The 13,105-nt window shown below is 58.1% G+C and carries 12 protein-coding genes; 2 read left to right on the top strand and 10 right to left on the bottom strand.

What is annotated here, in order from left to right:
- Window positions 1–35: 35 nt before the first annotated feature.
- Complete coding sequence (gene psiE, locus B4056_RS02265; RefSeq protein WP_065650366.1) at window positions 36–446, bottom strand: phosphate-starvation-inducible protein PsiE; 411 nt, start codon at window positions 444–446, stop codon at window positions 36–38.
- A gap of 285 nt (window positions 447–731) precedes the next feature.
- On the opposite strand from psiE, the gene B4056_RS02260 reads away from it, so the two are divergent.
- Window positions 732–2,357 carry a Na/Pi cotransporter family protein gene (locus B4056_RS02260; RefSeq protein WP_039381952.1) on the top strand — a complete coding sequence of 542 codons (1,626 nt, stop codon included), beginning with the start codon at window positions 732–734 and terminating at the stop codon, window positions 2,355–2,357.
- Between the two features lie 289 nt (window positions 2,358–2,646).
- Here B4056_RS02260 and gntU read toward each other — a convergent pair whose 3' ends face one another.
- From gntU to ggt, 4 genes are all read right to left on the bottom strand, one after another.
- A complete protein-coding gene (gntU, locus tag B4056_RS02255) occupies window positions 2,647–3,987 on the bottom strand; it encodes a gluconate transporter (RefSeq protein WP_039381950.1) in 1,341 nt (446 codons plus the stop codon).
- Entirely contained in the window at window positions 3,987–4,526 is a 540-nt protein-coding gene (gntK, locus tag B4056_RS02250; protein WP_039381948.1) for a gluconokinase, read from the bottom strand. The genes gntU and gntK overlap by 1 nt, the downstream gene beginning before the upstream one ends.
- Window positions 4,527–4,667: 141 nt before the next feature.
- The gene (gntR, locus tag B4056_RS02245; RefSeq protein ID WP_039381945.1) at window positions 4,668–5,663 is read right to left on the bottom strand and encodes a gluconate operon transcriptional repressor GntR; all 996 of its coding nucleotides are present in this window, start codon (window positions 5,661–5,663) and stop codon (window positions 4,668–4,670) included.
- Between the two features lie 160 nt (window positions 5,664–5,823).
- Window positions 5,824–7,575 carry a gamma-glutamyltransferase gene (gene ggt / locus B4056_RS02240; RefSeq protein ID WP_113655582.1) on the bottom strand — a complete coding sequence of 584 codons (1,752 nt, stop codon included), beginning with the start codon at window positions 7,573–7,575 and terminating at the stop codon, window positions 5,824–5,826.
- 201 nt (window positions 7,576–7,776) lie between these two features.
- Here ggt and B4056_RS02235 point away from each other — a divergent pair, with 201 nt between their 5' ends.
- Window positions 7,777–8,073 carry a DUF2756 domain-containing protein gene (locus B4056_RS02235; RefSeq protein ID WP_039381941.1) on the top strand — a complete coding sequence of 99 codons (297 nt, stop codon included), beginning with the start codon at window positions 7,777–7,779 and terminating at the stop codon, window positions 8,071–8,073.
- On the opposite strand, the gene ugpQ is transcribed toward B4056_RS02235, so the two are convergent.
- The 5 genes from ugpQ to ugpB are packed head-to-tail and all read right to left on the bottom strand — an operon-like array spanning window position 8,070 to window position 12,985.
- Entirely contained in the window at window positions 8,070–8,813 is a 744-nt protein-coding gene (gene ugpQ, locus B4056_RS02230) for a glycerophosphodiester phosphodiesterase (RefSeq protein WP_094111293.1), read from the bottom strand. The genes B4056_RS02235 and ugpQ overlap by 4 nt on opposite strands.
- Window positions 8,810–9,883 (bottom strand): sn-glycerol-3-phosphate import ATP-binding protein UgpC, encoded by a 1,074-nt coding sequence (locus tag B4056_RS02225; protein ID WP_094111292.1) that lies wholly within the window; start codon window positions 9,881–9,883, stop codon window positions 8,810–8,812. The genes ugpQ and B4056_RS02225 overlap by 4 nt, the downstream gene beginning before the upstream one ends.
- Window positions 9,884–10,726: a sn-glycerol-3-phosphate ABC transporter permease UgpE gene (ugpE, locus tag B4056_RS02220; RefSeq protein WP_094111291.1), complete on the bottom strand. Its 843-nt coding sequence runs from the start codon at window positions 10,724–10,726 to the stop codon at window positions 9,884–9,886. It abuts the gene before it with no gap.
- The gene (gene ugpA / locus B4056_RS02215; RefSeq protein WP_039381930.1) at window positions 10,723–11,613 is read right to left on the bottom strand and encodes a sn-glycerol-3-phosphate ABC transporter permease UgpA; all 891 of its coding nucleotides are present in this window, start codon (window positions 11,611–11,613) and stop codon (window positions 10,723–10,725) included. The genes ugpE and ugpA overlap by 4 nt, the downstream gene beginning before the upstream one ends.
- Before the next feature lie 55 nt (window positions 11,614–11,668).
- The gene (gene ugpB / locus B4056_RS02210) at window positions 11,669–12,985 is read right to left on the bottom strand and encodes a sn-glycerol-3-phosphate ABC transporter substrate-binding protein UgpB (protein ID WP_071668456.1); all 1,317 of its coding nucleotides are present in this window, start codon (window positions 12,983–12,985) and stop codon (window positions 11,669–11,671) included.
- Between the last annotated feature and the right edge of the window lie 120 nt (window positions 12,986–13,105).

Below are 13,105 nucleotides of genomic sequence, written 5' to 3'. Positions count from 1 at the left end.
GGCACGGCCGCGAACGCCGGAGATATAAGAGCCGTTTATTCGCGCTTCAGCCGGTTGCTGTTTGCCAGCCACAGCGTGACCACCAGAATCAGGATCGCAGCGGAATAGCAGAGCGTGTCGAACGGATTTTTGTGATCAACGATAATCAGCCGGATAATGGCGGTGATGCCGATATAAACAAAGTAGCGCAGCGGAAAGTGATAGCCCGACTGAAAATATTTCACAATCAGCGCGATAAATTCAAAGTAGAGAAAGTAGATCACAATGCCTTCAATCAGCAGATAGGATGACGCCTGTTCACCGGTGCTGAACAGCACGTTAGCCAGATGAATCGTCTCCTTGCCGAGAAACACTACCAGGATCACGGCCAGGATCAACAGGCCGATGTTAAGTACCCACTGCAGCACCGTCGCGATGAGCTGACCGGCGGCTGATTTATCTGTCATTGCTGCGTCCTTAATGCGCAAATAAGAAGAGCGCTATCATGCTGCAATGTGATCTGAATCACAATATGACGTTAAGGTGGCGGTTCTCCGTCAGGGGCAGCGTAAACGCCGCGGATATCTCATCGCGGTGAACCGGATTCAGCTACAGTTAACAGGTCGACACCGCTTCAGGTTATTTATATCTAACGAAAAATTCATGCGGTGCGCTACCGGTCTTCCCCCGCTGCCGTGTTTGCCAGGCAGGCAGCTGGCTGCTTTTTGCCTGGCATACAGGAGCCTGCGACCGTGCTAACTCTGCTTAATCTGCTTTCTGCTGTCGCACTGCTGGTCTGGGGCACCCACATTGTGCGCACCGGCATCATGCGCGTGTACGGTGCCGATCTGCGCCGGGTACTGAGCCGCAGCGTGGAAAAAAAACCGATGGCTTTTCTGGCCGGCATTGGCGTTACCGCTCTGGTACAGAGCAGTAACGCCACCACGCTGCTGGTCACCTCGTTTGTGGCGCAAAACCTGGTCAGCCTGACGCCTGCCCTGGTGGTGGTACTGGGGGCTGACGTCGGCACGGCCATTATGGCGCGCGTGCTGACCTTCGATCTCTCCTGGCTCTCCCCGCTGTTTATCTTTTTTGGCGTGGTCTTTTTTCTCAGCCGCAAACAGACGCGCGTCGGACAGATGGGCCGGGCCGCCATTGGTCTCGGGCTGATCCTGCTGGCACTGCAGCTGATTGTCACCGCAGCACGTCCGATAACGCAGGCTTCGGGCGTACAGGTGCTCTTCTCCACCCTGACCGGCGATACGCTACTGGACGCCCTGATTGGCGCTGTTTTTGCCATCATCAGCTATTCCAGCCTGGCGGCGGTGCTAATCACCGCGACCCTGACGGCCGCTGGCGTGATCTCATTTAAGGTGGCGCTCTGTCTGGTCATTGGTGCCAATCTCGGCAGCGGCCTGCTGGCGATGATCAACGCCAGCGGTTCCAATGCGGCTGGCAAGCGGGTGGCGCTCGGCAGCCTGCTGTTCAAGCTTATCGGCAGCATTGCGGTACTGCCGTTTGTTGATTTTATTGCTGAGCTGCTGGATCGCCTGCCGGTGAATGATGAAGAGCTGGTGATCTTTTTCCACGTTTTCTACAACCTGGCACGCTGCCTGATCATGGTGCCGTTTGCCGCACCGATGGCGCGACTCTGCCAGCGTATGATTTCTGACGATGCAGAGCATCAGGCGCACCTCAAGCCCAGACATCTGGATAAAAGCGCGCTGGATACGCCTGCGCTGGCGCTGGTCAATGCCGCGCGTGAGACCCTGCGCATGGGCGACGTGCTGGAGCAGATGCTGGAGTCGTTCAGCCGCGTAGTCCGGGGCGAACTGCGTGAATCGCACCGGGTGCGGCAGCTGGATGATGATGTTGACGTGCTCTATACCGCCATCAAACTCTATCTGGCCCGCATGCCGCGCGAAGATCTGGCGGAGGAGGATGCGCGGCGCTGGGCTGAAATTATTGAGATGGCGCTGAATCTTGAACAGGCGGGTGACATCATTGAGCGCATGAGCGGTGACGTTGCGGATAAATCGTTACAGGCGCGGCGGGCCTTCTCGGCAGAAGGGCTGGAAGAGCTGAATACGCTGCAGGAGCAGGTGCTGAATAACCTGCGCCTGAGCCTCTCAGTATTTCTGTCGCATGATATCACCAGCGCGAAACGTCTGCGGCGGGCCAAACATCGCTTCCGTATTCTGATCCGCCGCTTCTCTCACTCGCACGTGGAGCGGCTGCATCTGAATAATGTACAGAGCATTGAGACCAGTTCGCTGCATCTGGGGCTGCTGGGAGATATGAAGCGCCTTAATTCCCTGTTCTGCGCGGTGGCTTATACCGTTCTCGACCAGCCAGATGATGAGCGGGAAGTAGATTAAGGTAAGGAACCAGAGACGCATTTATGCGCCCCTGGTTTAGGGTGTGCACGGTATCAATCGCCATAAGCCGCGTCGTTGGATCCGGTGCGGACATCGGCCAGGGCGTCATTAATGACGCCCCTACGAGGTTGATGTAGGGGGCGCATTTATGCGCTCTTGGTGTGATGCGGCACCGTATCAACCGCCATAAACCGCGTCGTTGGATCCGGTGCGGACATCGGCCAGGGCGTCATTAATGACGCCCCTACGAGGGCGATGTAGGGGGCGCATTTATGCGCCCCTGGTTTATTTACGATAACAAACTAAACGCAATCATGCCGACGATGGCGCCGGTGGTGCCGAGGATGGTCTCCATCAGCGTCCAGGTCTTTAGCGTCTCGCCCTCGGTGGCACCGGTAAAGCGGCCAAACAGCCAGAAGCCGGCATCGTTGACATGGCTGATAATAATAGAGCCACCGCCGATACAGATTGAGAGCGCCGCGAGCTGTGCGCCGCTGTAGTGCAGCGGTTCGATCACCGGCATTACCAGCCCTACGGTGGTCAGACAGGCCACGGTTGCAGAGCCCTGAATAACCCGGATAGCGCCTGCCAGAATAAAGCAGGCCAGCGCGATTGGCATACCAGCGCCGGTCAGCGCATGACCCAGCACCGGCCCCACGCCGGAGTCAACCAGCACCTGCTTAAAGACGCCGCCGGCACCGATAACCAGCAGAATAATGCCGGCGGGCTGCAGCGCGCTGCCGCACACCTGCATCACCTTCTCTTTATCCATGCCCTGCCGGTACGCCAGGCCATAGATCGCCACCAGCAGCGCCAGCAGAATCGCGGTAAACGGATGGCCAATAAATTCCAGCCATTCGTAGAGCCGGGTATCCGGCGTGGTAAAGCGCGCACCGATGGTTTTCAGCCCGACCAGCAGCAGCGGAAACAGGATCAGAGAGAGGCTGAAACCAAATGAGGGCAGCCTGCCCTCGTCCACATCCGGCTGATGATCTTCCGGCGGCGCGCTGAAGCTGACGTGGCGGGCGATCAGGCTGCCAAACAGCGGCCCGGCGATCAGCATCCCCGGAATGGCTGCACAGAGTCCCAGCAGGATCATCCAGCCGAAATCAGCGTGCATTTGTGCCGCCAGCAGCATCGGCGCAGGTCCCGGCAGCAGAAACGCCGCCGCCGCCGCTACGCCGGCAAACAGCGGGATCACCAGCTTCACCAGGTTGTCATGCGTGCGGCGTGCCACCGCAAAGGCGATGCTGATCAGCAGCACCACCGCGACTTCAAAAAACAGCGGCAGCGCGCAGATCAGCCCGGCGATCCCCATCGCATAGTGCGCCCGGCTCTCGCCAAAGGTTTTCAGCATCCGGATAGCGATCTGATCCACCGCGCCGGTTTCATGCAGAATTTTGCCGAACATTGCGCCAAGCGCTACGACGATAGCAAGAAAGCCCAGCGTGCCGCCCATGCCTTTCTGCATCGTATCGGCGATCTGATCGAGTGGCATACCGGAGAAAAGTCCGGCGCCAATAGAAACTAACATCAGGGCGACAAAGGCGTGCATCCGCGCTTTCATTACCAGAAACAGCAGCAGCAGGACAGAGCCTGCTGCGGTTAACACCAGCGTTGCGGTACTCATTACTCGCCCTTGTTGATTGCATCCCTGATGGTCGCAACCGTAGCTGCAACAACGTCATCCAGCGAGTGATTGATATCCACCATCAGGACATCTGCCTCATCTGTGCCAGGTTCCTGCAGCGTGGCAAACTGCGTTACCAGCATCTGCGGCTTGAAGAAGTGACCCTTACGGGCTTTGAGGCGGGTTTCAATGGTTTCGAAATCGCCTTTCAGATAGATAAATTTCAGGTTGTGATTGCCCTGGCGCAAAATGTCACGATAGGACTTTTTCAGCGCCGAGCAGACGATAATCGACACCGCCTGAGTGCGCTGCATGGCAAAAGCCGCGTCGTTCAGCGCCTGCAGCCACGGCTGGCGATCGTTGTCATCCAGCGGATGGCCTTCCGCCATTTTCATGATGTTGCTGCGCGGATGAAGGAAATCTCCATCCAGAAAAGCGGTATTCAGTTCGTGTGATACCCGATTAGCAACGACAGACTTTCCGCTGCCGGATACACCCATCAGGATAAAAACGTGATGTGATGAAGATGGCGTGATCATAGTTTTGCGCTCCGGCAGCTTATTCTGCCAATGTTACCGATAACAAATCTGTCATTCATTGTCGGAGTGCGTCCCGATGCTGACAACCCTCGTCAGCCGGAAAAGCGTAAAAGTGTGAAGTGGCTCATACAATCGCCAAAATCAGATGCTGTCACCTTCAGCAATCTCAAAGCCGATATCGAGCGGGCCGCTAAATGAACGATCGCCACCAATGCGCGCCAGCAGCATGGCAGCCGCCTCGCTCCCCATCCGTTCGCGCGGCGTCAGCACGGTTGCCAGCCGCGGCGTCACGACCTGCGTAATATCGTGACCATGAAAGCCCGCGATCGCCATCTGCTCCGGCACGCGCAGCCCCTGACGCTGGCATTCAAACATGGCGCCTACGGCCAGGTCATCGTTAGTACAGAACAGACTGTCGGTTGCCGGATAGCGCTTTTGCGCCTCGCACAGCAGCTGCGCGCCGGCGCTGAAGGAAGAGGCGTCTTCCATCATCACGCTGTGCGGCGTCAGCCCCGCCTCGCGCATTGCCTGTTCATATCCCTGCTGCTTCTGCAGCGTACGTTCATCGAGCCGCGCCCCCAGATAGACCGTATGGCGATGCCCTTTCTTCAGGATAGCCTGCGTCATCTGTCGCGCCGCTTCGACATTATCAAATCCCACCGCCATATCCAGACACGGCGTGACGCTGTCCATGATCTCAATGACCGGGATCCCGGCTACCTCCAGCATGCGCAGCGTACCGGTGGTGTGGGTGCGTTCGGTTAAGATCACGCCGTCAATATTCCAGCCCAGCAGCGAGCGCAACTGCCGCTCTTCTTTTTCCGGATTGTAACCAAAGTGCGCGACCAGCGTCTGATATCCCGCCTCATCGGTCACGGTTTCAATGCCGCGCAGCACGTCAGCAAAGACCTGGTTGGTCAGGGAAGGCAGCAGCACGCCAATGGCGCGGCTGGTGGCGTTTGAGAGCATATCGGGTGCACGATTAGGGATATAGCCCAGCTCATCCAGCGCGACGGCAATTTTGTCACGCAGCGCGGCAGAGACCCGCTCCGGGTCGCGCAGATAGCGACTGACGGTCATTTTGGTGATGCCGACGCGATCGGCGACGTCCTGTAATACCGGTCTTTTCTTCTTCATCGTATGCACCTGAGGCCAGAGATAGGCTGAGTTTATCACTATTTTTACCGCTTCCGCGTCTGATGCCCGCCCGCACGCCGGATGGGTTGATCGGCAATAAAAAAAGCCAGCACGCAGGCTGGCTAAACAATACCGTGAGCAGTATCGGACTTACCGGCGATTAATAACCGGCGCTGAGATCGTCAACCGAACGCGGATCGGAGGCGCCGTAGCGCATGCCATCCGGACCGATCATGATGCTCTGCGTACTGCCCATTGCCGGCAGCACCTTCACGTGCTGGCCTTTCGCTTCCAGCAGGCGCAGCGTATCGGGACTGAAACCTTTCTCCACGCGCAGCTGATCGGGCAGCCACTGGTGATGAAAACGCGGCGCGTTAGTCGCTTCCGCCACGTTCATCCCGAAATCGATGCTGTTAACCACCATCTGCAGCACGGTCGTGATGATCCGGCTGCCGCCCGGACTGCCGGTGACCAGCCAGGTTTTCCCCTCTTTGGCCACAATCGTCGGTGACATGGAGGAGAGCGGACGCTTCGCCGGCTGAATCGCATTCGCCTCGCCGCCGACCAGACCGTAAACGTTTGGCGTACCCGGCTTCGCAGAGAAATCATCCATTTCGTTGTTCATCAGGATGCCGCTGTTGCCCGCCACGATCCCGCTGCCAAAGTAGGTGTTCAGGGTATAGGTTACCGCCACAGCGTTGCCCGCTTTATCCACCACCGAGAAGTGGGTGGTCTGATTGCTCTCGTACGGTGCCAGCTTACCCGGTTTGATCTCTGACGACGGCCGCGCTTTGCTGACATCGATCTGCTGCGCCAGGGTCCTGGCATAGGCTTTGCTGGTCAGCGCCTGCTGCGGCACTTTAACGAAATCGGGATCGCCAAGATACTCTGAGCGATCGGCGTAAGCGTACTTCTCCGCTTCTGCCATGACCTGCATGGCGTCTGCGCTGCCAAAGCCCCACTTCGCCAGATCGAAATTCTCCAGAATATTCAGGATCTGCACAATGTGGATCCCGCCCGATGAGGGTGGCGGCATGGAGAACACTTCATAGCCGCGGTAGGTGCCGCTGACCGGTTTACGCTCCACGGCACGGTAAGCGGCGAGATCCGCTTTGCCAATCAGCCCGCCGTGCTGTGCCATTTCGCCGGCGATCTCATCAGCGATGCGGCCTTTATAAAATGCGTCTGCCCCCTGCTGCGCAATCAGCTGCAGGCTGCGCGCCAGGTTCTTCTGCACCAGCCGATCGCCTTTCTGGTAAGGTCTGCCATCCGCTTTGTAAAAAATTGCCCGGCTGGTGGCGTGATTGATCAGGTTCTCTTTGCCATAGGTGGCGAGATCGTCCGCCAGCGCATCGTTGACGATAATGCCGTCACGCGCCAGCTTTATAGCCGGGGCCAGCAGCGTGCGCAGCGGCAGCGTGCCATACTTCTTTGCCGCCAGCGCAAATCCCGCAACCGTACCCGGCGTGCCAGACGCCAGGTGAGAAGTAAGTGATAACTTACTATCCGCATTGCCCTGCTTATCAAGGAACATATCGCGCGAGGCGCGCGCCGGCGCCATTTCACGAAAGTCGATAGCAGCAGTCCGCCCGGACGCCGTGCGCAGCAGCATAAAGCCGCCACCGCCGAGATTACCCGCCTGCGGATGAGTAACGGCCAGCGCAAAGCCCACGGCGATCGCCGCATCCACCGCATTGCCGCCCTGTCTGAGAATATCCACGCCCACCTGCGTTGCCATCGCATCCACCGAAGCGACCATGCCGTGCTGCGCCTTTACCGGATGAAAGGTGTCGCTGTCAACGCCATAGGAGATCGGCGGCGCGCTTGCGGGCGCCGCAGCAGCCCCCTGCACCACGGTAAAACTCATTAACATCGCCCAGCTAAACTGGCGCAACCTGCCTGCTGTCCTCATCCTGCCACCATCCTTTTCAGTTGTTTACATTTGTTATTTATCGATGCAAGTGTTTGCTAAAGCAGTAAAAACATAACACTTAACGCAAATTGCACGCACGCCCGATTTCAGGCTTTGTGATATCGCATAAACTTATGCTTAAGAGGCAGACGACCTGCGGGCCGCCTGTTTACACAGCAGGTCAGACGATCGGAGGGAATAATGAAAACATGGCTTATTGCGCTGGCAGCCCTGCTGCCGCTGAGCGGTATGGCAAATACGCTGAATAACAATAATGTGAATCAGCCCGGCTATAACCCAAGCCAGCAGCGTATGCAGACCCAGATGCAGACCCAGCAGCAGCAGCAGCAGCGCCTGCTGCACCAGGATCAGCAGCGGCAGACGCAAAATATGCAGCGGCAGCTGCAGGAAAAACGCGACAGCACCCGGCAGCAGGTACTGCAGTCGCAGCCGGGTCAGAATACGCAGCAGAACGGCACCATGCCGAATAACAACTAACTGAAATCGGGACCGATAATGTCGATGCGATCGGTGCAGATGGCATCCACACCCCAGCTCAGCAGCTCGCGGGCACGCGCGGGCCGGTTAACCGTATAGGCCAGGATACGCAACCCGGCTGCCTTCAGCAGCGCAGTGCGCTCCGCGTCGAGCAGCCGGTAATTCAGGTGAATCGACACGCACTCCAGCCGGCTGGTCAGCGCCTGCCATGCGTCATCCCACTCATCGAGCAGCAGACCGCGCGGCAGCTCTGGCGCAGCCTGCTGTGCTGCCGCCAGCGCTTCAGGTGAGAATGAGGAGAGCAGCGGAGGTGTCTGCCCCTGCCAGAGCTGACGGGCGGCGAGCGCCACGGCAGCGCCCGTCTCCGCGTCGGTGCCGGTGGTGGGTTTAATTTCGATGTTCGCCATCATCCGGTGCTGACGACAGCGCGCCGCCACGTCCGTCAGCAGCGCCAGCGGCTCGCCCGTAAACGCCCCGCTGAACCAGTCGCCGGCATCGAGCTGTGCCAGCTGCGCCCACGTCTGTTCGCCAGCCACGCCCCAGCCGCTGCTGGTGCGATCGAGCGTGTCATCGTGCAGCAGAAAGATCTGTTTATCCTGCGAGAGTTTGGCATCAAACTCAATCATGGTATGGCCATAACGCGCGCCGGTATCAATTGCCGCCAGCGTGTTTTCCGGGGCAAGTTTACCGCCGCCGCGATGGGCCACAATTTTCGGGTAGGGCCAGTTGTGGTTACTCATTCCAGACGTTTTCCATGAACAGAATCGAAGAAGTGTAACGCATCCGGCGGCAGATGCAGCCACAGCGTGCTGCCCGCCTGCGGACGTTCGCTGTGCGGCAGCCGGACCACCAGCCGCGCCTGGCCCAGATGGCCATGCGCAAGGTTATCTGCGCCGAGGATCTCCAGCGTATCGACCACCAGCGGCACGCCGCCTGCTTCACGCGAAGAGAGATGAATATGCTCAGGACGGATGCCGAGCGTCAGCGGCCTGTTAGCCCACTGCGGCCGTCTCTCGCCCAGCGGCAGGCTGTTCAGCGCATCCAGCGTAAAGTGCAGGCCGTCGCGGCTGATCTCTCCTGGCAGCAGGTTCATCGCCGGGGAGCCGATAAAGGCGGCAACAAACTGGCTGGCCGGACGCTCATAAACCTCTACCGGCGTGCCAACCTGCTCCACAATCCCTTTGTTCATCACCATCACCCGCTCCGCCAGCGTCATCGCCTCAACCTGATCGTGCGTGACGTAAAGGCTGGTGGTTTTCAGGCGGCGGTGCAGCTGCTGCAGTTCAAGACGCATCTGCACGCGCAGGCGCGCATCCAGGTTGGAGAGGGGTTCATCGAACAGGAAGACAGCCGGTTCACGCACGATAGCGCGTCCCATCGCCACACGCTGCCGCTGCCCGCCCGAGAGTTCACGCGGTCGCCGGTTCAGCAGGTGGTCAAGCTCCAGACTACGCGCGGTCTCCAGCACGCGCTGGGCGATCTGCGCTTTGCCCATGCCGCGGATTTTCAGGCCATAGCCCATGTTTTCGCCTACCGTCATATGCGGGTAGAGCGCGTAGTTCTGAAACACCATCGCAATGCCGCGATCTTTCGGCTCCATCTCCGTGACCCGCTGCTCAGCAATAAAAATGTCGCCGGAGCTGACGCGCTCGAGTCCGGCCACCATGCGCAGCAGCGTCGACTTGCCGCAGCCGGAGGGCCCCACCATCACCATAAACTCGCCCTCGTTGATGGTGATGGTCAGCGGCTGGATCACCGCATTTTTGCCGTCATACGATTTCGTCACGCTCTGTAAGGTTACGCCTGCCATCTATTTCTCATTCTCCACCAGGCCACGCACAAACGCGCGCTGCATTACAAGAACCACCACAACCGGTGGGATCAGGGTTAATAACATCGCCGCCATCACTTCATTCCACTGCGTCGGGCCGCCGCTGGTGTTGATCATACTTTTTACCCCCGCTACGGCGGTGCTCAGGCTGGCATCATTGATAATCAGCAGCGGCCAGAGATACTGATTCCAGCCGTAGATAAAGGTGATCACAAACAGCGCGGCAAGGTTGGTTTTTGACAGCGGCAGAACAATGTCCCAAAAGAAGCGCATCGGCCCGGCACCGTCAATGCGCGCGGCTTCAATCAGCTCGTCCGGCAGCGACAGAAAGAACTGGCGGAACAGAAAGGTGGCCGTTGCCGACGCCATCAGCGGCAGCGTCAGCCCGCTGTAGCTGTCGAGCAGGTTAAGGGTGGCGATCACCTCAACCGTCGGAAAGATACGCACTTCAACCGGCAGCATCAGCGTAATGAAAATCAGCCAGAAAAAGAGCGTGCGCAGCGGAAAGCGAAACCAGACCAGCGCAAAAGCTGAGAGCATAGAGACGCTGATTTTGCCGATCGTAATCGCCAGCGCCATGATAAAGCTGTTCAGCAACATCATGCCAAACGCCGCGCTGCCGTTAACGCCCTGCGTCCAGATACGCGAAATGTTCTCCCACAGATGCGTGCCGGGCAACAGCGTCATCGGCACCTGATAAACCGCAGTGTTATCCAGCGTGGCGGCGACAAAGGCGACATAGAGCGGAAACAGAATGGTCAGCACGCCCAGAATCAGCAGCGTGTGGCTGAAAATATCCAGCCCGCGTCGGTTCTCAATCATTGATATTGCACCTTACGCTCAACAAAGCGGAACTGCAGAATAGTGAGGCCAATCACCAGCAGCATCAGCACGACCGACTGCGCAGCAGATGAGGAGAGATCGAGACCGGTAAATCCTTCCCGATAAATTTTGTAGATAAGCGTGGTGGTGGACTGTACCGGCCCGCCACCGGTGGCGGCATCAATGACCGGGAAGGTGTCAAAGAAGGCGTAGACCAGGTTGACCACCAGCAGAAAGAAGCTCACCGGCGTAATCAGCGGCAGAGAAAGATGAAAAAAGCGCCGTACCGGCCCGGCCCCGTCGATAGCGGCCGCCTCAGTCAGCGACTTCGGAATCGACTGCAGCGCCGCGAAGAAAAACAGAAAGTTGTAGCTCATCTGCTGCCAGATAGAGGCGAGCACGATCAGAAACATCGCCTGACCGCTGTTCTGCGCATAGTTCCAGTTATAGCCCATCTGATTAAGCAGATGGCTGAGCAGCCCAAGCCCTGGATTAAAGAGGAACATCCACAGCACTGCGGCGACCACCGGCGCCACCGCGTACGGCAGCAGCAGCAGGGTCTGATAGAGCTTCTGCAGACGCACAACATAGTCAACCAGCGCGGCCAGCAGGAGCGAGAACAGCATCCCCAGCACCGTGACCAGCAGGCTGAACACTATCGTGGTCCAGAAGGAGTCGAGATAGTAGGGATCGCTGAACAGACGACTGAAGTTCTCCAGCCCGACAAAGGTGCTGGAGATGCCAAACGGATCGATGCTCTGCAGCGAATACCAGAGGGCCTCTCCGGCAGGCCAGAGAAAGAAGATGGCGGTGATAATCAGCTGCGGTGCCATCAGCAAATAGGGCAGCAGCCGGGCACGAAAGACCGGACGAGACGATGAGGGCATAGCGAACTCACGCTGAAAGCGGGAGCGACCCAGCGTCGCTCCCGGTGGATCGGATTTATTTCACCTGCTGTTCAAAGCGGCGCAGCAGTGCATTACCGCGCTTAACCGCGTTATCCAGCGCTGCCTGCGGCGTCTGCTTGCCGGTCCAGACGCCTTCCAGCTCTTCATCTACCACCGTGCGGATCTGCGGCATATTGCCGAGACGCATCCCTTTGGTGTATGGCAGCGGATCTTTGTTGAGCATCTGCCGGGTAGCGATATCCGCGCCCGGGTTCTTCTCATAGAAACCCTGCTTTCTGGTCAGCTCGTAGGCGGCGGTAGTGATCGGCAGGTAGCCGGTTTTCTGATGCCATTCGGCGGCAATCTCCGGCTGCGCGAGGAACTTCATAAACTCCGCCGCCCCTTTATAGGTGGCCGCATCTTTGCCTTTCATCACCCACAGGCTGGCGCCACCGATGATGGCGTTCTGCGGTGCTTCAGGCACGGTCTCGTCATACGGCATCATGCCTACGCCGAAGTTAAATTTGGCGTAGTGCTTGATATCCGCCAGCGAGCCGGAAGAGGCGGTCGTGATCCCGCAGTCGCCGTTATAAAACTTGGCGGTCGGCTCATCCTTGCGTCCAAAGTAGGTAAAATCACCTTTTTTGTTCATCTCTTCGAGCATCTGGATATGCCGCACCTGCACCGGCTTGTTGAACTCCAGCACCGCATCCGTGCCGTCGAAACCGTTGTTTTTACTGGCTACCGGCAGCGCATGCCACGCGCTGAAGTTTTCAATCTGGATCCAGCCCTGCCAGCCGCTGGCATAGCCGCAGCTCATGCCGGCTTTACGCAGCGCAGCAGCGTCTTTTGCCAGCTCCTGCCAGGTTTTCGGCGGCTGCTCCGGATCCAGCCCCGCTTTTTTAAAGGCATCTTTGTTGTAGTAGAGCACCGGCGTTGAGCTGTTAAATGGCTGAGAGATCAGCTGACCGCTGCTGTCGCTGTAGTAACCCGCCACGGCTGGTACAAACTGCTTCGCATCCATCTGCACGCCAGCCTGGCTGAACACGTCATGCACCGGCACAATCGCTTTCGAGGCCATCATGGTTGCCGTACCGACTTCATAGACCTGCAGCAGCGCAGGCGCTTTACCGGTGCGTACCGCTGCGATCCCCGCTGCCAGGCTCTGCTCGTAGTTACCTTTGTAAGTGGGCACAATTTTGTAATCGGGATGCGCCTGGTTAAAACGCTGTGCCAGAGAGTCAACTTCTTTGCCTAACTCCCCTTCCATTGAGTGCCAGAAAGGGATTTCGGTCGCAGCCAGCGCGTTACCGCTGAGCGCCAGACCAAGCAACACACTCATCAGACGGGGACGAAGCGTTAAAGCGGTCATAAAGTTTTCCTGTGCTGTTAGGTACGCGCAATATCACGCATTTTTTGTTCGCGGAGTAACATGACACGGGAAGATGATAGAAAAATAACCGAAATATGACAGAGATATGACACACAGAAA

This window comes from Pantoea sp. UBA7232, assembly GCF_002473195.1.
Classification (GTDB): Bacteria; Pseudomonadota; Gammaproteobacteria; order Enterobacterales; family Enterobacteriaceae; genus Pantoea; species Pantoea eucrina.
The sequence above is the reverse complement of the archived record's forward strand: the minus strand, read 5'-3'. Positions and strand labels throughout refer to the sequence as shown.